Origin of the sequence: Salinimicrobium gaetbulicola (assembly GCF_042676025.1) — a bacterium.
Taxonomy (GTDB): Bacteria; Bacteroidota; Bacteroidia; order Flavobacteriales; family Flavobacteriaceae; genus Salinimicrobium; species Salinimicrobium gaetbulicola.
The window spans coordinates 341,664-362,184 of record NZ_JBHTJP010000032.1 but is presented as its reverse complement, the minus strand read 5'-3'; the positions used below and the strand labels follow the sequence as shown (position 1 = coordinate 362,184).

16 protein-coding genes are annotated in these 20,521 nt (G+C 38.7%); 8 read left to right on the top strand and 8 right to left on the bottom strand.

Annotated elements, in window-relative coordinates:
- Window positions 1-41: 41 nt before the first annotated feature.
- Both ggt and ACFQ1G_RS03125 read right to left on the bottom strand, forming a co-directional pair.
- On the bottom strand, window positions 42-1,733 hold the full coding sequence (gene ggt, locus ACFQ1G_RS03130) for a gamma-glutamyltransferase (RefSeq protein WP_380736814.1): 1,692 nt from the start codon (window positions 1,731-1,733) through the stop codon (window positions 42-44).
- Between the two features lie 6 nt (window positions 1,734-1,739).
- Window positions 1,740-2,324 carry an acyl carrier protein phosphodiesterase gene (locus ACFQ1G_RS03125; protein ID WP_380736813.1) on the bottom strand — a complete coding sequence of 195 codons (585 nt, stop codon included), beginning with the start codon at window positions 2,322-2,324 and terminating at the stop codon, window positions 1,740-1,742.
- A gap of 158 nt (window positions 2,325-2,482) precedes the next feature.
- Between ACFQ1G_RS03125 and glmM the strand changes: the two genes are divergently transcribed.
- Complete coding sequence (gene glmM / locus ACFQ1G_RS03120) at window positions 2,483-3,874, top strand: phosphoglucosamine mutase (protein WP_380736812.1); 1,392 nt, start codon at window positions 2,483-2,485, stop codon at window positions 3,872-3,874.
- Here the strand turns inward: glmM and ACFQ1G_RS03115 are convergent.
- On the bottom strand, window positions 3,861-4,772 hold the full coding sequence (locus ACFQ1G_RS03115; protein ID WP_380736811.1) for a lysophospholipid acyltransferase family protein: 912 nt from the start codon (window positions 4,770-4,772) through the stop codon (window positions 3,861-3,863). The genes glmM and ACFQ1G_RS03115 overlap by 14 nt on opposite strands.
- Before the next feature lie 53 nt (window positions 4,773-4,825).
- Between ACFQ1G_RS03115 and ACFQ1G_RS03110 the strand changes: the two genes are divergently transcribed.
- Together ACFQ1G_RS03110 and ACFQ1G_RS03105 are read left to right on the top strand one after the other, a co-directional pair.
- Window positions 4,826-5,479, top strand: a complete 654-nt coding sequence (locus tag ACFQ1G_RS03110) for a rhomboid family intramembrane serine protease (RefSeq protein WP_380736810.1) — start codon at window positions 4,826-4,828, stop codon at window positions 5,477-5,479.
- 44 nt (window positions 5,480-5,523) lie between these two features.
- Window positions 5,524-6,204, top strand: a complete 681-nt coding sequence (locus tag ACFQ1G_RS03105) for an SIMPL domain-containing protein (RefSeq protein ID WP_380736809.1) — start codon at window positions 5,524-5,526, stop codon at window positions 6,202-6,204.
- 77 nt (window positions 6,205-6,281) lie between these two features.
- Here the strand turns inward: ACFQ1G_RS03105 and ACFQ1G_RS03100 are convergent, their stop codons facing one another.
- Window positions 6,282-7,412 (bottom strand): redoxin domain-containing protein, encoded by a 1,131-nt coding sequence (locus tag ACFQ1G_RS03100; RefSeq protein WP_380736808.1) that lies wholly within the window; start codon window positions 7,410-7,412, stop codon window positions 6,282-6,284.
- Window positions 7,413-7,534: 122 nt separating this feature from the next.
- Between ACFQ1G_RS03100 and ACFQ1G_RS03095 the strand changes: the two genes are divergently transcribed.
- Window positions 7,535-9,910: a GAF domain-containing protein gene (locus tag ACFQ1G_RS03095; RefSeq protein WP_380736807.1), complete on the top strand. Its 2,376-nt coding sequence runs from the start codon at window positions 7,535-7,537 to the stop codon at window positions 9,908-9,910.
- On the opposite strand, the gene ACFQ1G_RS03090 is transcribed toward ACFQ1G_RS03095, so the two are convergent.
- A complete protein-coding gene (locus tag ACFQ1G_RS03090; protein WP_380736806.1) occupies window positions 9,902-11,086 on the bottom strand; it encodes a Pycsar system effector family protein in 1,185 nt (394 codons plus the stop codon). The genes ACFQ1G_RS03095 and ACFQ1G_RS03090 overlap by 9 nt on opposite strands.
- 57 nt (window positions 11,087-11,143) lie before the next feature.
- On the opposite strand from ACFQ1G_RS03090, the gene ACFQ1G_RS03085 reads away from it, so the two are divergent.
- Entirely contained in the window at window positions 11,144-14,860 is a 3,717-nt protein-coding gene (locus ACFQ1G_RS03085; RefSeq protein ID WP_380736805.1) for a metallophosphoesterase, read from the top strand.
- 77 nt (window positions 14,861-14,937) lie between these two features.
- On the opposite strand, the gene ACFQ1G_RS03080 is transcribed toward ACFQ1G_RS03085, so the two are convergent.
- The 3 genes from ACFQ1G_RS03080 to ACFQ1G_RS03070 all read right to left on the bottom strand — a co-directional run bounded on the left by ACFQ1G_RS03080 (window position 14,938) and on the right by ACFQ1G_RS03070 (window position 16,728).
- The gene (locus tag ACFQ1G_RS03080) at window positions 14,938-15,822 is read right to left on the bottom strand and encodes a mechanosensitive ion channel family protein (protein ID WP_380736804.1); all 885 of its coding nucleotides are present in this window, start codon (window positions 15,820-15,822) and stop codon (window positions 14,938-14,940) included.
- 9 nt (window positions 15,823-15,831) lie between these two features.
- Window positions 15,832-16,323 (bottom strand): Dps family protein, encoded by a 492-nt coding sequence (locus tag ACFQ1G_RS03075; RefSeq protein WP_380736803.1) that lies wholly within the window; start codon window positions 16,321-16,323, stop codon window positions 15,832-15,834.
- Between the two features lie 81 nt (window positions 16,324-16,404).
- On the bottom strand, window positions 16,405-16,728 hold the full coding sequence (locus ACFQ1G_RS03070; RefSeq protein WP_380736802.1) for a phosphoribosylpyrophosphate synthetase: 324 nt from the start codon (window positions 16,726-16,728) through the stop codon (window positions 16,405-16,407).
- 340 nt (window positions 16,729-17,068) lie between these two features.
- On the opposite strand from ACFQ1G_RS03070, the gene ACFQ1G_RS03065 reads away from it, so the two are divergent.
- The 3 genes from ACFQ1G_RS03065 to ACFQ1G_RS03055 all read left to right on the top strand — a co-directional run bounded on the left by ACFQ1G_RS03065 (window position 17,069) and on the right by ACFQ1G_RS03055 (window position 20,520).
- Complete coding sequence (locus tag ACFQ1G_RS03065; protein WP_380736801.1) at window positions 17,069-18,076, top strand: LacI family DNA-binding transcriptional regulator; 1,008 nt, start codon at window positions 17,069-17,071, stop codon at window positions 18,074-18,076.
- Window positions 18,077-18,208: 132 nt separating this feature from the next.
- The gene (locus ACFQ1G_RS03060) at window positions 18,209-19,204 is read left to right on the top strand and encodes an SDR family oxidoreductase (protein WP_380736800.1); all 996 of its coding nucleotides are present in this window, start codon (window positions 18,209-18,211) and stop codon (window positions 19,202-19,204) included.
- 20 nt (window positions 19,205-19,224) lie between these two features.
- Window positions 19,225-20,520 carry a nucleotide sugar dehydrogenase gene (locus ACFQ1G_RS03055; protein ID WP_380736799.1) on the top strand — a complete coding sequence of 432 codons (1,296 nt, stop codon included), beginning with the start codon at window positions 19,225-19,227 and terminating at the stop codon, window positions 20,518-20,520.
- Window position 20,521 lies beyond the last annotated feature (1 nt).

Below are 20,521 nucleotides of genomic sequence, written 5' to 3'. Positions count from 1 at the left end.
CAATTATAAAAAAACCCGGCTCTGCGCCGGGTTTTCTATGTTTAAAAACCAACGGCAGTATCGTCGCCTCTATGATCTGCGCCGCCTTCCAATCTGCCGTCTTCCAGTTTCAAAATAGCATCAACCTTCCCCAGGATTCTTGAATTGCGCTCGTTTACTGTATATCCTTTAGACCTAAGTTTAGATAAAAGTAACTCATCAAATGATTCAGGTTCAAAAACCACTTCATCAGGTAGCCATTGATGGTGAAACCTTGGTGCATTCACCGCTTCTTGCATTCCTTGGTCAAATTCAGATACGTTTAAGAAGACCTGAAGTACAGAAGTAATAATGGTCGCCCCCCCGGGCGATCCCAGGACCATAAAAAGATCTCCTTCTTTTTCGATGATGGTAGGGGTCATACTGCTTAACATTCTTTTTCCCGGTTCAATCGCATTAGCTTGTGCTCCAATCAGCCCAAACATGTTAGGAACACCGGGCTTGGCGCTAAAATCGTCCATCTCATTGTTTAAGAAGAAGCCCAATTCTTCCGAGTAAAGTTTAGATCCATAAGCTCCATTCAGGGTAGTAGTTACCGAAACCGCATTGCCAAATTGATCCACTATTGAATAATGTGTGGTTTCCATACTTTCATACCCAGTGATCTTCCCTGGTGAAACTTCGGAAGAAGTCGTTGCTTTATCAAAAGAAAAATCCTTCATGCGACCGTGTAAATATTCCACACTTGTGAGGATTTCTGTGGGGACTTCCACAAAATCCGGATCGCCTAGGTAAAAACTTCTGTCTGCATATGCTCTTCGTTCAGCTTCGGTAATTACCTGAATAGTTTTCAAAGTGTTGTGTCCGAAATTACTTAGATCATAAGGTTCGATCATTTTCAGTATTTGCCCAAGCACAATTCCTCCACTTGAAGGGGGAGACATCGAAATGATCTTATAATCTTTAAAATCAACTTTTATCGGTTCCCGCCATCTTGCTTCATAATTGGCGAGATCTTCCAGAGTAATGATCCCATTATTATTTTTGATTAACTCCACGAGTATTTCAGCGATCTCACCTTTATAAAAAGCATTTTTACCGCCTTTGATCAATTCTTCAAGAGTTTTAGCCAAGGCTATATTTTTGATAGTATCCCCGGCTTTAAAGTTTTGTGCAAATAAGATGGTGTCCTGATTTACTTCCAGAAACTGTTGTTTGTAATTGGCTAAGGTAATTTCCTGTTTTTCAGTAATTTCAAAACCTCCTTTGGCAAGATCGATCACGGGCTGTAACAGTATGTCTATGGGAAGACTTCCGAATTTTTTATGAACTGCGAAGATCCCTGCTACCGTTCCCGGTACACCGACTGCCAGGCCTCCAAATCGGCTTTTTTGAGAATCCAACTCCCCATTTTCATCCAGATACATATCACGGTGAGCCTTCAAAGGAGCTTTCTCTCTATAGTCAAGGGCTCCGGTCTCTCCATCGGCTTTACGATAAACCATAAAACCCCCGCCTCCCAGGTTGCCGGCAAAAGGATAAACTACAGCCAGGGCCATTTCCGTAGCGATCATAGCATCAAAGGCATTACCCCCGTTTTTAAGAATTTCCAATCCAATTTTTGAGGCCTCTTTCCGCGCTGAAACTACCATGGCATTCTCAGCAACAATACCAAGGGGTTTAACTTCTTTTGGGGTATGAGTTTTACAGGAAATAAATAGCGCTATAAACGCTATTACAAAGAAATTTTTCATAAAAGTTTAAAGGGTGTTTAGTTTCTGAGTTGCGTAATCCTGAAGATCCGGGAAAAAGATATTGAACTCTTCCTCAAACAAAGAATAGTTTTCTTTAAGATCATTGATTGCGAGATCCATTTTTGATAGTCCTTTAGTACGCATATTCATTTGATATAAAATTTGCTTGATACCTGCGAGACTGGCGTAACTAAGAAGCCAGTTTTGTTCGATCATATATGGAAGTAATTTTTGGATAGGCTGAGGTAATACTGCATAGTTGTTCTTAAGCAAAACATAGAAATCAGCTATAAAAATTTCCAAAGAAGTATCTGAATAATCAGCCCAGTTTGCTGCCAGAAAATGGTCATAAAAAATGTCCACTATCACCGGGCTATAGTGGCTGTAATTTTTGTAAAGCCTTGCAGAACTTTTCCTTACCACAGGATGGGTGTCGGTATAAGAATCTATTGCGCGGTGCAATAAAATACCTTTTTGAATACCGGGAGGAAAATTGAGATATTTCTTCCCTTTAACCGGATCAGCGATAAAATTACCAATAACGATCTCCTTATTGGAACCGGAAAGAAATATATGGGCAAGAAAATTCATGCAGACTAAGGTAATGATTTGCGTGTTTAATTTTTGTTAAGTTTTGTAACTGCTTCAGAAGGCTTGTATATTTGTCACTCTTTCGAAAAATCACGAGACTTTTCCGAAGAAATTTTAGGAGGCATATCCTGAAAATAACTTAACTAAAAACATTTTTCATGACCTTAATAAAATCGATTTCCGGAATACGCGGAACAATCGGAGGGAAACCCTCAGACAATCTTACTCCTATAGACGCTGTAAAATTCGCTGCAGCTTACGGTACCTGGCTTAAAAATAATCACCCTTCAAAAACCCCAACAGTGGTAGTAGGAAGAGATGCGCGAATTTCGGGAGAGATGATCCAGCAACTGGTGATGAATACTTTGGTAGGATTAGGTATCAATGTGGTGGATCTCGATCTTTCAACCACTCCTACAGTAGAAGTGGCTGTTCCTATGGAGAAGGCTGAAGGTGGAATCATTTTAACTGCCAGTCACAATCCGAAACAATGGAATGCGCTCAAATTATTGAATGAAAAAGGAGAATTCTTAAGTGGTGAAGATGGTGCTGAGATCCTGGAAATTGCCGAAAAATCTAATTTTGATTTTGCAGATGTAGATTCACTCGGAAAAGTGACTTCAAAATCGGATTATATCGATATACATATTGAAGAAGTTTTAAAGCTTCCTTTAGTAGATGCTGAGAAGATCAAAGCTGCTAACTTTACAGTAGCGGTAGACGGTGTGAATTCCACAGGAGGAATTGCTGTTCCGCAATTATTGAAAAAATTAGGCGTGAATGTCATTGAACTGTACTGTGATCCAACAGGACATTTTCCACATAACCCTGAGCCATTAAAAGAACATCTAACAGAGATCTGTAACCTGGTAAAAGAGAAAGGAGCAGATCTTGGGGTCGTTGTTGATCCCGATGTGGACCGTTTAGCTTTTATAAGCGAGGACGGGGAAATGTTCGGAGAAGAATATACTTTGGTGGCTTGTGCAGATTATGTGCTCAACAAAACTCCCGGGAATACGGTGAGTAACCTGTCTTCTTCAAGGGCTTTAAGAGATATCACTCAAAAACATGGCGGTACTTATAGAGCAAGTGCTGTGGGAGAAGTGAATGTCGTGCAATTGATGAAAGATACTAATGCCGTTATTGGAGGTGAAGGAAATGGAGGAATAATTTATCCTGAATTACATTATGGAAGGGATAGTCTGGTAGGAATTGCCCTTTTCCTTACTTTTTTGGCTGAAAATAAAATGAAGGTTTCTGAGCTTAGAAAGTCATACCCGTCCTATTTCATGAGTAAAAATAAGATCGAACTTACTCCTGAATTGGATGTGGACAAGATCCTGGAAGAGATCGAGAAGAAGTATTCAGGGGAAGAAATCTCTACTGTAGACGGGGTGAAAATTGATTTTGAAAATCACTGGGTTCACTTAAGAAAGTCAAATACAGAACCAATTATTAGAATTTATACAGAAGCAGGAACTCAGTCTGAAGCCGATATGGTGGCTGAAAAAATGATTTCCGAAATCCAGGAGATCGTTAATCTTGTTTAATGATCACGACGTCAGAAGGGATGGGAGCATTTCTGTGCTTCCATCTTTTGTGCGTCCATAAATAATATTCAGGTGCCTTATTGATCTGGGCTTCCAACTCCTCAAAATACTTGCGGGTAATATCAAATTCAGGTTCTTTTGCCGCTTCGGTAGTAAGAGTCTTAAAAGTGGCAGAATAATACCCTCTTTTCACCTTTTCCACGTGCAGGTAGACCACCGCCATATCAAGGCTTCTTGAAAGTTTTTCGGTACCCGTAAACACCGGCACTGTCATTCCCATAAAATTGGCCCAGGCCCTGGTGCGGCTCAGTTTTGGTGATTGATCAGCGATCATCGCATACACACCCAAAATTCCGTTTTCCTGATTTTCAGTAATGGTTTTAGTCGCTTTGGAAGTAGAGATCAAAGTACCGTCATACCTTCCGCGGATATCTTTCACCAATTTATCAAAATGCGGATTTTTTATCTTTTTATAAATTCCGAAGGCCTTATAATCAAAATCGTAAAGTTGCAGGGAGTTCATCCATTCATAGCTGGCGTAATGTCCGCAGGCAACAATGATACTTTTGTTCATTTCCTGAATTTTTTCGATCTCCTCCAGGTTGGTGAATTCAAAGCGTTTTTTCAATTCGGAATTTGAAATGGAAATACTTTTTATCATTTCCAGGAACATATCTACCATATGCTTGTAGAACTTCTTGCGAATGATGGTTTTTTCTGCGGAAGACTTTTCGGGAAAAACCAGATCCAGGTTCTCATCAACAGTTGCTCGACGATACCTGGCAATATGATAAACTATAAAATAGACCACATCTGAAACCATGTAAAAAACCCGGAAGGGTAAAACCGAAATTAGCCACAGAATAGGGTAGGCCAGCAAGAAAACTAAACGCTGCATGCAGAAAAATTTAGGCAAATATATGCTATATTTGGCACTAAACAGAACCATATATGGGAGATTTAAACCTGGTGACGATTGTGATAATTGCCGCCAATATTTTAGTTTCATTTAAAGGATTTAATGACAGAACATTTTTTGAACGCTATAAATTCAATTCTTCAGCAGTAAAAAGAGGAGAGAAGTTCCGGATCTTTTCTTCAGGTTTTCTTCATGTAGATACCGGCCATCTCTTCCTGAACATGCTTACCCTTTATTTCTTTGCCGATGTGGTGATCGATTCTATGGGAAGCTTAGGGTTTTTGCTGATCTATCTTGCAAGTCTGCTTTTAGGAAATCTACTTTCCTATTATTTTCACAAACACGATTACAGTTACAACGCTGTTGGCGCCAGCGGCGCGGTTTCCGGAATTATCTATGCTGCTATTCTGCTTTATCCAGATATGAGTTTATACCTTTTCCTGATCCCTATACCAATTCCGGCTTACGTTTTTGGAATAGGATATATGTTGTATTCTATTTATGGAATGAAAAAGCAACTTGGGAACATTGGGCATGACGCTCATTTTGGAGGAGCAGTAGGAGGGTATATCTTAACCTTGGTGTTGGCTCCCTGGATTTTTTCTGATCATCTTCTAATGGTTATCCTCCTGGCAATTCCTATAATATTGTTATTTTTTCTTCAAAAAGCAGGAAAAATTGGGTAACTGGCATTGTAATTGTAAAAATCAAAAACTAAACCAGTTTTATTATGAAAAAATTACTAATAACCGCATTATTTTTTGTTTTTATCACAGGAGCTGCGCAGGAGACTCCTATTTCACTTGTTAACGTAACTGGGAAAGGTACTGTTAAGGTGGTGCCGGATGAAGTCCTCATTAATGCCAGGATTGAACATACCGGAAAATCTCCTAAAGAGGTAAAGGCTCAAAATGACAAAGTAGTCAATGAAATTATTAAGTATCTGAAGTCCCAGGACATTCCTTCCAAAAATTTTCAGACCGAATATATCAGGCTGAGCAAAGACTATAATTATAACTCAAAGGAAACTTTTTATTCTGCGAATCAAGCCATTTCAATAAAGCTCGAGGATCTCAGTAAATATGAGAAGATCATGAGCGGCTTATTAGAATCTGGTCTTAACAGGATCGATGGGATCATGTTTCAATCCTCTCAGAAAGAGGAGTTAGAATCTCAAGCACGCAAAAATGCCGTTTTAGACGCTCAGAAAAAGGCAAAGGAATTAGCTAATGCTCTGGGGCAGGATATTGGGAAAGCGCAGTCGATAAGCGAAGCGGGAGGTGGAAATTATCCACAACCTATGTACAAGGCCGCGATGATGGATGTAGCTCAGGAAGAATCAGAAGAAACCATTGCTCCAGGCGAAATGGAGATTACAATAAGAGTAAATGCTGCTTTTGTATTGGAATAAATTAGAGACTTAAATTAAGACATGAAAAAAGCGCCTTTTTCAAGGCGCTTTTTTTTATGAGTTATTCTAAAAGGTGATTATTTTGAGTCATCATTTAAAACTTCAGCGACTTTTGTCTCCAATTGTTCTCCTCTTAAATTCTTTGCAATGATCTTCCCTTCTTCATCAAGGAGAAATGCGGCAGGTATCGCTCTTACACCATAAGAAGCAGCAATAGGGTCTTGCCAGAACATTAAATTAGAAACGTGGTTCCATTCTCCAAGATTGTCCTCCTGGATGGCTTGAAGCCATTTATCTTTTTGACCCTGTCTGTCTAGTGAAACCTGAATAATATTGAATCCTTTATCGTGGTATTTTTTGTAAACGTTCACAATATTAGGATTTTCAACACGACATGGTTTGCACCAGGACGCCCAGAAATCTACTAAAGTAACCTTTCCTAAAACATCTTTTAAAGCCAGTTGTTCTCCATCAGGAGTTTCGGCACTAAATTCAGGAGCTATGCTTCCAATATCAGTTCGGCTAAGGTTTTTCAGGTTTTGATCCAGCATTTGTGCTAAAGACAATTGTTTAACTTCAGGAGATAAACCATCAAAAAGCGCTCTAAGTTCAGAGCTAGAATACATTTTTGTGTTCACCATATCCTGTAATACCATTACAGAAACAATAGAGTTAGGGTTTTGTTCAACCAGCTCTTTTTTGTTGATTTTGTCATTCTCAGAAATTTCCTGCTGAGTAATTTTTAACTCCTCCAGCTTGGCAGTGTCTTTAGAAGTAAAAGCCTGTCTCATTTCATTTCTGGCTTTTCCCATTTTTTCATTGGTCTCCCTGATCTTAGTCATATAACCATAAAGAACTTCATTGTCCTTGCCTCCGGTAACTTTTGAAGCATAAAGACTGTCAGGATAGATCTCGAAAGAGATTGGAGTATTATCAGCTATATATAAAACATTCCCTCTGGCGCCATCCATGGTCAGGAAACTAATTGAAGGCACTTCTTTTTCGGGTAGATCAAGTTCAAACTTTCCATCTACCACTTTTACAGTGTCAGTGACCACAGTTTGAGTATTCGTATCGTTCAATTCAGATACATAGATATTTTGACCTTCGGTGGCGTTTTCTACCGTTCCGCTTATTACATAGCCTTCTTTATCTTCTTCACAAGAAGCAAGCATAGCTAGTACAGAAAGCATTAAAATTTTACGCATAATTGTTATGTTTTTTTGCAAAAATAAGGAACTCCCGTTAGTGGCAACCCTTAAACCCATAAATTATTGTTAATGTAGTTTGAAGGTAACCTCTTACTTGATAAAATCTTTAATTTTAATCTATGAAGAATCAAAAAGAGTTCCCCCTTGATATAAGGATCAGCTTTCATAAGATCACTCAATTATATCAAAAACAACTGGAAAAGGAGACCAGTACTATCTCCAAAGAATACCTCGAAAAGATGCTGGATTATGTTTCGGAATTCCCGGCTCTTACCGAGGGTATTGATAATAGTGATGATATAGTCAAATATAAGGATCCAATAAAGATCCTTATGAAAGACCTTTTTCCGGAGATCCTTTCCGATAATCAGATAAAGGCCATCTCTATTCCTTTTCATAATTTGATCTTCAACTCAACTACCCAGTTCAGAGAAATTCTGAAGCATGCGGGAGAGGACTTTAATCTCTCTATGCGGAACCTTAATCAGGACCTGGATTATATCTACGGATGCATAATGATCCTTAACACCTATTACGGTTATGATATTGATTTTTCACGTCCCTTATATTATGATATTCCAGACGAAAATGACATTTTAAGACATTATCGTATAGATCTGAATTCTGATTTTGTCCACATTGAACCTACTGAGAGGTATAAAGAAATCATAGAGGAAGATGTTGACAGCCTTTTGGAAAACATTGAGGATATAGATCTCTGGAAGGAGAAATTCCCTCCCAATAGTTGGTTGTTCAAAGGGTTTACTGTGATAAGTCTCACAGATGTTACCGTCGATGATGCCATTTCAGATCTTAAAACGACCTTACTTCAAAGAAATTCTTCCGGGAAGGAAGAGATCCAAAAATTTGAGGAGATCTTTAAATCCATTTATCGGATCCCTGATCTTAAAGTAGGCTTTACTCTATATAATGAACAGGAGTCCAGATTTGAGAAGATGGGAGGGAGAGGCACTACCAGTTTTCTTCTAGACTCTGAAGAAGCTTTGGATTGCCAGGCAGCGATGGGACCTGAAGCTTTTGAGGCCTTATTAAAGGAGCATAAATATTTCACTATTTCTAACCTGGATAAATATTCAAGTTCTCACCCGGACAATTTACTGTCAAATAATCTGATCTCCAAAGATGTCAAAAGTGTGATCCTGGCACCAATTGCGAAAAACGATACTTTACTGGGAGTTTTGGAGATCGTTTCTTCCAGAAAGAATGAACTGAATAGTGTCAATGCCACAAAACTTGAGGATATTCTACCTTATATTATTACGGCGGTTGAACGCAATAAATCTGAATATGAGAACAGGATCAAGGCTGTGATCCAGAGTGAATGTACCTCTATCCATCCAAGTGTACTATGGATCTTTGAAAAAGAGGCCCGTAAATTTATCAGGGATCTTGATGAAGACGGATTAGCTTCATTCAAAGATATTTCCTTTCAGGATGTCCATCCTTTATTCGGGCAGATAGATATTGTAGCTTCTTCGGAAGCCCGTAACGATGCCATTCAGCGAGATCTGTTAGAACAGCTTCAGTTTATCAAGGAAATTGTAGACGACGCTCAAAACCTCGAAAAACTGGATATTTATAAACAGATCAAATTTAGAATAAAGGAATTCGAGGATGAATTATCAGAAAGTCTGAACGCCTCCAGTGAACAAAAAGTGTTTAACCTTCTGCAACGGGAGATCAATCCGGTATTAGATCATGTGGAGAAACAATCTCCCGCCCTTCAGGAGAAAATAAAGGAGTACCGTAAAAAGATTAATTCAGAAACAGGTGTGATCTATAATCACCGGCAAAATTATGATGAGGCGGTACAGCAAATTAACCGTACCATGTCCCGTTATATTGACCGGAAACAAATAGATGCGCAAAAGATCTATCCACATTATTTTGAGCGCTACAAAACCGATGGGGTTGAGCATAATATTTATATAGGAGCATCGCTTACTAATTCGAATGAAAAACCTTTTGACGAAGTTTACCTTTATAACCTGAGACTTTGGCAATTGAGTACCATGATTGAAATGGAAAATCGTTTTTACCAGATTCAGGAGAATATGCCTTTAAAACTTGAAGCTGCCTCGATGATCCTGGTATATAATACGACCCTTTCTATCAGGTATAGAATGGATGAGAAACAGTTTGATGTTGACGGCACCTACAATGCCCGGTATGAGGTGATCAAAAAGCGAATTGACAAGGCTTTTATCAAAGGAACCGAAGAAAGGGTCACCCAAAAAGGTAGGATTGCGATCATTTATTCTGCTCGAAGTGATGAAAGGGAATACCTGAGATATATTAAATACTTGCAATCTAAAAATTATCTGGGATCAAATGTTGAGCTTTTGGAACTTGAAGATGTGCAGGGTGTAATAGGATTAAAAGCTATTAGAGTAGAGGTGCTGTATCACCTGGCCGATGAGAATTCTCATGAAGAAGTTATTACCTATGAAGACCTGGTTGAACAATTAAAGTAAGTAGTAGGTAATAATAAAGCTTAAGACAGAAAGGATAATACCTATCATAAAAATGGTGTAGGTTATCCTTAGTAACTTATACTTTCTGTTGAGGACAATTCCCAGCATGTAGAGGTCTTTCATTAAAGATTCATATACGAAAGTTTGCTCTTCAAGGATTTCGTGCATGGCCCACTCAAACTGCTCATAAGGCATGCGATGGAAATTTCCGAAAAACAGCACATTTACATCCCCATTTTTAACCTGCTCCCTGGTAAATTCTCCACTGGTCACATTTGGTCTGGTGGACATTACCGCACCTACAATAGAGGCTACACTAAATACCATTAATATTAAGGTAGGGATCATTAAAGTCTTGTTTTCAGGAGAGTCAAGGTCTGGGATTATGTTGGCAATAGCCAGGGAAATAATGATCGCATTCACCGAAAGCAGGATGTTCGCTTTAGTATCCGCAATATCACTAAGCTTTAGGTGGTTTCTCATAGTAACCCTGAACAGGGTTTGAATTCCTCTGTCAGGGCTTTGATCTTTATATTTAACCTTTAAACGTGCCTTAGCTTCTTCTTTAGCTAATTTTTTCTTTGACTTTTTTTCTTTCTTAAGTAGGGAAAGGAGGTTCTCATCCTTTTTCTCTTTCCAGTTCTTTAATGCGTATTTTGTGTAATACTGGTGTTTTGTTGTAAATAACTCTATGTTTTGCTCGATCCATTCTTGTGCACCGTAATTCTTAATATGATTTAGCCGAAGCTCCTGCCTTAAGAACTCACTGGTTTCACTGAAGTAATCCTTCGCTAAATGAGAAGTGTCAGCGTCCTTGATAATCTTTTCCAAAACATCAGTTGGTTCGTGATCCATTTTGGTAGCCATGATACACCTGCTAACTTCCTTGATCAGTTCCTGATCGGCTCCATTTTCAGAGAGCCAGGTTTCTGCGATCTCCGCACTTTTTTCTTCATGACCCTCATAAGTTTTGGTATAACCGGTATCATGAAGCCAGGCTGCGAGCATTAGTGTTTCCTGTTGTTTAACACTAATTTCAGATTTTTCGGTTAATAGTTTAGTACTTTTAGCTACCCTTTGAGTGTGTATGAAATTGTGATAAATGAAAGTGTTTGGTAGATCATCGCGAAATAGTTTCAGTACAAATTTCTCGGCTTTTTCAACAAGGGCTGTCATTCAGTATAGAAGTTAGTTTAACGCCAAATTACAAAAAAATCGCCCCAATAGAATTGTATGGAAAAAAATAACATATTTCTAACACTGTTAGTTTTTATAGTGTTTTCAGCCTGTTCAACGTATAATACTCCAAAGTATAAAGACGGGGAGCCAAAAGAAGATTTTGGGTATCCGCAAGACAAAAATATTGAGAAATCTTTTTATTTATTAGGAGATGGAGGTTATTCAATTCCCGGAGGAACTTCGGAAGGATTATTAGCCTTTAAAACATATCTGGATTCTGTGAAACAGGTTGGAAATTACACCATCTTTCTCGGTGACAATATTTATCCTGACGGAATGGATAAAGAAGGAGCTCCTGATCGAGAGAGAAGTGAATATAGGATAGATGCCCAACTTGATGCCGTTGAAGGATATGATGGGGAAATCATCTTTATTCCGGGGAATCACGATTGGTACAATGAAGGGATTCCCGGCCTTAAACGTGAAAAGGAATATTTAGAGGAATCTCTCGAACGTGAAGATGTCTTGCTTCCTGAGCCCGGATGCCCTCTAAAAAGTATTGAGATTTCAGATAAAATCCAGCTTATTATCCTTGATTCCCAGTGGTATCTTACAAATTGGGATAATCATCCAACAGTAAACGATAACTGTGAAATAAAGACCAGAGAAGCCCTGCTTCTGGAAGTGGAAAGTGAACTGAAAAAGAATCAGACCAAAACGGTAGTTTTCGCAATTCACCATCCACTATATACTAATGGTGTTCATGGTGGTTCATATAATTTTAATCAGCATTTATACCCTTCTCAAAAGAAGATCCCGGTTCCTATATTAGGCTCTCTTGTCATGCTTATCAGGACCAGTGGCGGGGTTTCTATTCAAGATACCCAAAACCTACGTTACAAAACTCTGGTTCAAAGACTGGAAACCATCACTAAACGTTGGGGTAATGTGGTTTTTGTCTCAGGTCACGAACATAGTCTTCAGTATATAGAAGAAGACGGTATCAAACAGATCGTTTCAGGATCTGGTTCCAAAGCTTCTTATGTGAACCTTAGTAGTAATGGGCTTTTCGCCATTGAAGGGCAGGGGTTTACCGTACTTGACGTTTTTGAAGATGGTTCGACCTGGGTAAGCTACTACGGAAGCTTTGACAGTAAGCCGAAACTTCTCTATCAAAAAGAGGTTTTTGAGGCTCCTAAACCATTTAATATAGACACGCTTCCTAAAACCTTTCCTAAGTATTTTGAAGCATCAGTGTATAAACCCGAAGAAACCGATAAAACCGATGTTTATGAAAGTGTTTGGGGAGATCGATACAGAGAGATCTATGGAACAAAAATAAAAGCTGAAGTTGTTGACCTGGATACCCTTTTTGGAGGACTGGAAGTAGTTCGAACCGGAGGTGGGCATCAAACCCGGTCTTTAAGATTTAAGGATAAAAATGGCAGGGATTACAATCTTAGAGCCATCAAGAAAAGTGCCGTTCAATTTCTGCAGACAGTAGCCTTCAAGGATGCTTCGGTAGAATCTGATTTTAAAAATACCATTGCAGAGAATGTGATCGAAGATTTCTATACCTCTGCTCATCCTTATGGGTTCATGGTGATTCCAACTCTTTCGCAAGCAGCAGGAATCTATCATACCAATCCTAAATTGTACTACGTTCCGAAGCAAAAAGCTTTAGGACCGTATAACAGGGAATATGGAGATGAATTATACATGATCGTAGAACGGCCAGAGGAAAACTGGACCGGCTATGAATCATTTGGTGCTCCAGATCATGATATCGAAAGTACTTCGGGGGTATTTGAGCGTTTACGAAGAGATGAGAAATACACCCTGGACGAAGCCTCTTATATTCGAGCTCGTGTTTTTGATATGTTAATAGGAGACTGGGACAGGCATCAGGATCAATGGCGATGGTCAGAATTTGAAGATGAGGAAGGCAATCATACCTTCAGGCCAATTCCGAGGGATAGAGACCAGGTATTTTCCAATTTTGACGGAGCTTTCCTTGCTACTCTACGTGGTTTGACCGGGATAGCGAACCAATTCGCCCTTTACGATGAAGACATTCTTGATGTGCGTTGGTTCAATTCTGCCGCGCTGGGTCTTGACCGCAGTTTGCTTCAAAATACAGGGAGAGAAGAATGGATAAAACAGGCTGAATTTATTCAGCAGCATGTTACGGATGAAGTTATTGAAGAGGCATTTTCTAAATTACCTCCCGAAACCAAGGGGGAATCTTCGGAAAGTATCATGAAAAAACTGAAAGGTCGAAGGGGAAATATCGTTGACATCGTAAAAAGATACTACGAAGTTTTAGCTAAAAATTCGATCGTTACCGGGACAGATAAGGATGATCACATTTTGGTTGAAAGGCTTTCAGAAGGAAAGACAAAGGTCACTGTGTATCGAATAAAAGACGGTGAGAAAGCTGATGTTGTAAGTTCTCGAGTGTATGAACCTGAATTTACTGAAGAGATCTGGGTGTATGGTCTTGATGATGATGATATTTTTGAAGTAATAGGCGTAAGTGAAGCTCCAATTCGTACTCGGCTCATAGGGGGGCAGAATAATGACATTTATCGTATCGAGCAAGGGAAGAATCTGTTTGCATATGATCAGCAGTCAAAGCCCAATACCGTTGAGAAAAATATAGGAGGAAAAATCACTTTTACAGATGATTACGAAGTAAATGTATTTGATAAGGACCGAAAAATATATTCTTCTACCAGGATCGTTCCGGCTATTGGATACAATCCGGATGACGGAATGAAAGTAGGTCTTAGGGCATCTTTTACCAAATTTGGCTTCCGAAGAAACCCTTATACGGTGCAACATAGTTTAAGTGGTGGGTACTATTTCGCTACCAAAGGTTTTGATGTCTATTACGATGGGGTATTCGCTAATGTATTTGGAGATTACAATTTGGCTGTAGGAGGGCATTTTACAAGTCCGGCGTTCACCCGTAACTTCTTTGGTTATGGTAATGAAACTAAAAATCCTGAAGATGAATTGTCGAAAGATTATAACAGGATTCGTTTAAGTAGAGTTGGAGGAGAGATAGGCGTTGTTCGTGAAAGCCCTTTCGGAAGTTTCTTTAAATATATGGCCAGTTTTGAAGGAGTGGAAGTTGAAAATACTGAAGATAGATTCATAAGTGAAGAATATTCAAGAGATAAGAACATTTTTGAAAGGATCTATTACTTTGGGCTTGAAGGGACATACCGGTATGAAAGTTATGATAACGTGTTAAATCCTACTAACGGAATGAAATTCGAACTAAATGTAGGAGGGAAAATGAACGCTCGTGAAACAGAAGAAGTATTCGGATATATTAAACCTTACCTCGGATTTTATCGCTCCATAGGAAGGGCGCAAAAATTTGTGCTTAATCCGCGAATTCAAGCAGAGATAAATATAGGTGATGATTTCCAGTTTTATGATGCTGCCACCCTTGGAGCGAATAATGGATTAAGAGGGTTTAGACTTCAAAGATTTACCGGTGAAAGCGCTTTCGCTACCGGGGCAGATCTTCGTTATTCTTTTGACCAATTCAAGACTCCAATTTTACCGATTCAGATTGGTGTATTTGCAGGATATGATGTTGGGAGGATCTGGCAGGATGGTGAGAATAGCAGTATTTGGCACGACAGCTATGGAGGAGGTTTCTGGATAACTAGCGCACAGGCAATAAGCGGTAGATTTAACTTCTTTAGTGGAGGAGAAGGTTGGCGATTCAGTTTTGGATTCGGACTTAATTTCTAAAATATAAGAATAGAATATGGCATTTAAAAAGCTCCCGAAATGGGAGCTTTTTAAATATTTAATCTTTTGGGGAAGAATTATTCAGAAGACTTTTCGATCCCTAGAGTATTACTAAAGTCAATTGTTCGTATAGGGAAAGGAATGTTTATCGCCTTTTGATCAAAGACTTTCTTAATGGTAATAATCGCCTCACTTTGTGCAATGAGAATTTCTTTTTTGGTTCTTGCATTTGTCCAGAATCTTACAACAAAATTAATAGAGCTGTCACCGAATTCCTGGTACATGAACTCGACTTCCTCATTAGTGGAAGGCGGGTAAAGACTTTGGATGGTTTCGATCGTAAGATCTTTTACCTGTTCAAGATTTGAATTATAGCTTACACCACAACTAACCATTACCCGGGATCGTGGAGTTCGCGAAAAATTTTTAAACGGAGCATCGATCACCTGGGAATTGGGAATGATAACAATATTATTATCGGCTTCTTTAATTTTTATACTTCTCAGGCTAATTTCAATCACTTTCCCGGCATATCCATTATTTTCGATCCAGTCTCCAATTTGTAATTCCGGAAGGAAACTTAATAGGATACCTGAAAAGGTATTATTGAGCGTCCCTTGCAAAGCCAGACCTACTGCTAATCCTACAACACCGGCACCGGCCAGGACAGAGGTTAGCACGGTATTAAGGTTCAGTAAACCAAGAGCAACAAAGAAACCAATTGCAATGACAAGAACTTTGACGATCTTAATAGTGATCTCCCTTATCGAATCCTGTTTGACTTTAAATTTCAGAACACTGCTTAGGATCTTTCCTATGTATTTGGCTGCTACAATAAAAAGAATAAATACAAGGACGGCCAAAAGAAAATTAGGCAAGCTTAGGATTAAAGAATCCATCCACATGCCTAATTTTTCCCAGACTCCCTGAAGGGAATCATTAATATTAAAGTCTTGTGCCATCCATTAAAATTAAACCGGCTTATGCTGATCTGAAGTTTTCATTTTCCAGGCATCAAGCATCCAGCTGGTCTTTTCTAGTTCTCGAATGTAGCCTCCTATAAGGTCAATAGTTCCTTCATCATCGCCTTTCCCAGCTACTTCAACGACTTTACGCATTTGTTTCAGCAGGGTGCCGTGATCCTCAAGCAAGTTCTTGATCATTTGAGAATCTGAAATATCCGATTTTGATTCCTTTAAATTCGAAAGTTCAAGGTACTCACTCAAATTACTGGTAGGCTGATAACGCAGGGTAAGTATACGCTCTGCGATTTCATCAACTTTTATTTTGGCATCGTCATATAATTCTTCAAATTTCTCATGAAGATCGAAGAAATTTTTTCCGATTACATTCCAGTGATAATTCCTAAGTTTTTGATAATATAAATGAAAATCTGCTAGAAGAACATTAAGTTCTTTGACGGTGTTAGAAGTTTTCTTTTCGTCTAATCCTAGATAACTCATAGTTTTAAATTATTGGTTTTTAAATTTCTATTCGAAAATACAATAGTTTAGCGTAAAAACCCAAATAATTCGGGGCTTTTCTTATTCTGAGATAGGACGATTTCTCTTCGCGTTCAATTTATTCATCATTTCATCGGAAACCTGACCGCTTGAATAACCATATCCATCAACAAGCACACCTTTATGACCACTTGAAGTTGTTATGGCGTAAAGAATGGCATTATCTGAAGGATTGGATTCCCCTTCAAATCTAAAGACCTGATCAATAGTGAATTCATCGGGTCCTAATTTTTCATTCTTGGATTTTATCTCCAAATGTTCGTCAAGTAGATTAAAGTCTTCATCATAACCTTCTTCAGTTCTTAGCATATTTATTGTCTCAGACAATGTTCCCTTCTGTTTCATGTTTAATTGTTTAGATGATTCAGTTTAAATTACGGTGGTAGTATCGGCTTTGCAAATACACCTGAAACCTTTAGTAAAATTTTAACTAGTCATGATTTTCCTTGTTTTTCTTTCCACTAAAAAGACTGATAGGTAATACTAAAAGGATAAAAAAGTACCATCCGGTAACTAGTCCTATTATTGTAATTAAGGCTGCCAGAATGTAAAACCAGTGGGCTTTTAAAAAGTTCATTAGATTGGAGATTTTTCAGAATTTAAAAAAAATGGGGCTAATAAAATATTTTCAAACCTTAATTTTATCGGGCTTTACTACATTTGTAATTAAACCTGGAATTGTCTTATGAAAAATCGCATTACCCTCAAGGAACTAGCTAAACTGTTAAACGTTTCGGTGTCAACCGTTTCCAAGGCTTTAAATGATAGTGCTGAAATTAGTCCTAAAACGATCGTTCGGGTTAAGGAACTTGCGGCTCTTCATAAATACAGGCCAAACCCTACTGCGGTGAACCTAAAAAGCAGTAAAAGTGGAACAGTGGGGGTGATCATACCAAATATTGCAAATTCTTTTTTTGCGAAGGTGCTTTCAGGAATCGAGGCTCAGGCACAAAAAGATGGTTTGCAGGTTATCACTTACATATCAAATGAATCGCATGAGCGGGAAAAGCAGATCACCGAAATGTTGGCTTCAGGTTTTGTTGATGGAGTTCTTTTAGCAATTGCTGAAGAAACCCAGCGTAAAAAAGATTTTGAGCATATAATAAACCTTATTGACTATAATCTTCCTGTTGTTTTATATGACCGTATTGATTTTGATATGAAGGTGGATAAAGTAGGTATTGATGACCAAAAAATATTTTATGATGCTACCAAATACTTACAATCCCTAGGAAAGAAAAAAATAGGTATAGCCACCACGATACATCATATGGGCGTTGGGAAGCTAAGGATTACCGGCTATAAAGAAGCACTTGAAAGTAAAGATGATTTCTTTATCGCAAACTCGGCAAACCCTGAAAGTTTGAAAGCTAAGTTATTAGATCTTTTACTTAATAAAAAGGTGGATGCATTGCTTTGCAGTGATTTCGATAGTACTTTAATGACTCAGCGGTTAGCCTATGAAAATAATATAAGGATTCCTCAGGATTTAAAAATTATTGGATTCATAAATTCTGAAATCGCTGAATTTCTTACTCCTTCTATTTCTTATGTTAATCAGAATGCTGCTAAAATTGGGGAAACTGCCATGGAGATACTTTCTAAAAGGATAAACAATAAACTTGAGCCTTCTAAAAAGGAAGTTGTTATTGATTCACTTGTGGTTCATTTAGAGTCTACATCAAAATCTTAAAAGAAGTAAGCATTAAGGACTCTCAGGGCCTTAAAAGATTAATATTTCATCTTTAAGATTAAATTAGGATTTACCTTACAGGGAAATTTTATCTTTGGGTTTAGAACGATTAACCAACCCAAATTTGTCTTAATGAACAACCCTCAGTTTGAAGTCCTTCAATCTGCAAAAATTTTAGTTACAGGAGGAGCAGGCTTTATAGGATCCAATCTCTGTGAAGCCCTTTTAGAACTAAAGGCAACGGTAGTATGTCTGGATAATTTCTCCACGGGAAAACGTGAGAATATTTCCGGTATAATGGAACACCCTAACTTTACCTTATTGGAAGGGGATATCCGAAACCTGGAAGATTGCCATAGTGCAGTAGCCGGTGTAGATTTTGTCTTGCATGAAGCGGCATTAGGTTCGGTGCCTCGATCCATTAATGACCCTATTACCAGTAATGAGGTAAATGTCTCCGGTTTCCTTAATATGTTAGTTGCGAGCAGGGATGCAAATGTCAAACGCTTTGTGTATGCTGCCAGTTCCTCTACTTATGGAGATTCTGAAGCTCTGCCTAAAGTGGAGGATGAGATAGGAAAGCCTTTATCACCTTACGCCATCACCAAATTCGTAAATGAGTTATACGCCGATATTTTCCATAAAACATATGGTTTTAATACCATAGGGTTGCGGTATTTCAATGTCTTCGGAAGGAAACAGGACCCAAACGGGGCATATGCCGCGGTAATTCCAAAATTCGTCATGCAATTTATGAATCATGAAAGTCCCGTAATTAATGGTGACGGCACCTATTCCCGTGATTTTACTTACATCGATAATGTGGTCCAAATGAATCTTTTAGCGTTGACCACATCCAATGAAGAGGCTTTGAATGAAGTCTACAACACCGCTGTAGGAGACAGGACAGATCTTGTACAACTCACCCAATTACTGAAAAAATATCTTTCAGAATTTGACCCTAAGATCAAAGAGGTAGAGGTGAAACATGGTCCGGAAAGAGCAGGTGATATTCCACACTCTTTGGCTTCAGTAGAAAAAGCAAAAAAACTAATGGGTTATGACCCTAAATATAAAATTGAAGATGGCCTGAAACAAGCTGTTAGCTGGTACTGGGAGAATCTTTGATCAAACACTTAATTTCAATAATGACAGATAAAAAAATCGCCGTAATAGGCCTGGGTTATGTAGGACTGCCACTGGCACGCCTGTTTGCAACAAAATATCCGGTAATAGGATTTGATATAAATAGGAAGAGAGTAGAAGAACTTCGTACAGGTGTAGACAGCACTTTAGAGGTTGAAAATGAGGTTTTGCAAGATGTACTTTTGCATGAATCTCCAATTTCTGACGGATCAGAAAAGAACGGACTTTATTGTTCCTATGAACTGGAAGACATTAAAGATTGTAATTATTACGTGGTAACCGTACCTACACCGGTGGATAAAAATAATCGCCCCGATCTTACCCCGCTTTATAAATCAAGTGAAAGCGTTGGAAAGGTGTTAAAAAAAGGAGATATTGTGATCTATGAATCCACTGTCTACCCAGGGGCCACCGAAGATGAATGTGTGCCCGTCCTGGAAAGAGTTAGCGGACTCAAGTTTAATGAGGATTTTTTCGTGGGTTATTCTCCAGAGAGGATCAACCCGGGAGATAAAGAGCACACCGTAGAAAAGATTTTAAAGGTAACGGCCGGATCGACGCCTGAAGTAGGTCAAAAAGTTGATGAACTATATGCTTCGGTTATTACTGCCGGGACTCATTTGGCTCCAACCATAAAGGTTGCCGAGGCCGCTAAAGTTATAGAGAATTCACAGCGGGACATTAATATCGCTTTCGTAAATGAATTGGCTAAGATCTTTAACATGATGGATATTGACACCCAGGATGTACTGGAAGCTGCCGGGACCAAATGGAATTTCCTTCCATTTAAACCAGGTTTGGTAGGTGGCCACTGTATTGGGGTTGATCCATATTACCTGGCTCAGAAAGCCCAGGAAATTGGCTATCACCCTGAAATTATCCTTGCTGGTAGGCGCATGAATGATAGTATGGGACATTACGTAAGTAGTGAAGTGGTAAAACTCATGTTAAAGAATGATCTAAAAGTCAAAGGTGCCAACGTTCTGGTATTAGGGATCACGTTCAAAGAAAACTGTCCCGATGTAAGGAATACTAAAGTGGTGGATGTTGTCAAACACTTGAAGGAATATGGCACGAACGTGACTATTTATGATCCGTTAGCTGATTCTGCTGAAGTACACCATGAATACAAACTTGAGACTGTAAATGAAGTACCTAAAGGGCCATTTGATTCGATAGTTCTGGCAGTTGCTCATGAGGAGTTCCTTGATATGGATCTGGACAGACTAAAAAATGAGAAAACAGTGGTATATGATGTTAAGGGTGTTCTCAAATCTAAATGCGACAAGAAATTATAAC

Coding starts and splice junctions, on each gene's coding strand:
- ggt (WP_380736814.1), bottom strand. CDS start 1,733: ATGAAAAATTTCTTTGTAATAGCGTTTATAGCGCTATTTATTTCCTGT.
- ACFQ1G_RS03125 (WP_380736813.1), bottom strand. CDS start 2,324: ATGAATTTTCTTGCCCATATATTTCTTTCCGGTTCCAATAAGGAGATC.
- glmM (WP_380736812.1), top strand. CDS start 2,483: ATGACCTTAATAAAATCGATTTCCGGAATACGCGGAACAATCGGAGGG.
- ACFQ1G_RS03115 (WP_380736811.1), bottom strand. CDS start 4,772: ATGCAGCGTTTAGTTTTCTTGCTGGCCTACCCTATTCTGTGGCTAATT.
- ACFQ1G_RS03110 (WP_380736810.1), top strand. CDS start 4,826: ATGGGAGATTTAAACCTGGTGACGATTGTGATAATTGCCGCCAATATT.
- ACFQ1G_RS03105 (WP_380736809.1), top strand. CDS start 5,524: ATGAAAAAATTACTAATAACCGCATTATTTTTTGTTTTTATCACAGGA.
- ACFQ1G_RS03100 (WP_380736808.1), bottom strand. CDS start 7,412: ATGCGTAAAATTTTAATGCTTTCTGTACTAGCTATGCTTGCTTCTTGT.
- ACFQ1G_RS03095 (WP_380736807.1), top strand. CDS start 7,535: ATGAAGAATCAAAAAGAGTTCCCCCTTGATATAAGGATCAGCTTTCAT.
- ACFQ1G_RS03090 (WP_380736806.1), bottom strand. CDS start 11,086: ATGACAGCCCTTGTTGAAAAAGCCGAGAAATTTGTACTGAAACTATTT.
- ACFQ1G_RS03085 (WP_380736805.1), top strand. CDS start 11,144: ATGGAAAAAAATAACATATTTCTAACACTGTTAGTTTTTATAGTGTTT.
- ACFQ1G_RS03080 (WP_380736804.1), bottom strand. CDS start 15,822: ATGGCACAAGACTTTAATATTAATGATTCCCTTCAGGGAGTCTGGGAA.
- ACFQ1G_RS03075 (WP_380736803.1), bottom strand. CDS start 16,323: ATGAGTTATCTAGGATTAGACGAAAAGAAAACTTCTAACACCGTCAAA.
- ACFQ1G_RS03070 (WP_380736802.1), bottom strand. CDS start 16,728: ATGAAACAGAAGGGAACATTGTCTGAGACAATAAATATGCTAAGAACT.
- ACFQ1G_RS03065 (WP_380736801.1), top strand. CDS start 17,069: ATGAAAAATCGCATTACCCTCAAGGAACTAGCTAAACTGTTAAACGTT.
- ACFQ1G_RS03060 (WP_380736800.1), top strand. CDS start 18,209: ATGAACAACCCTCAGTTTGAAGTCCTTCAATCTGCAAAAATTTTAGTT.
- ACFQ1G_RS03055 (WP_380736799.1), top strand. CDS start 19,225: ATGACAGATAAAAAAATCGCCGTAATAGGCCTGGGTTATGTAGGACTG.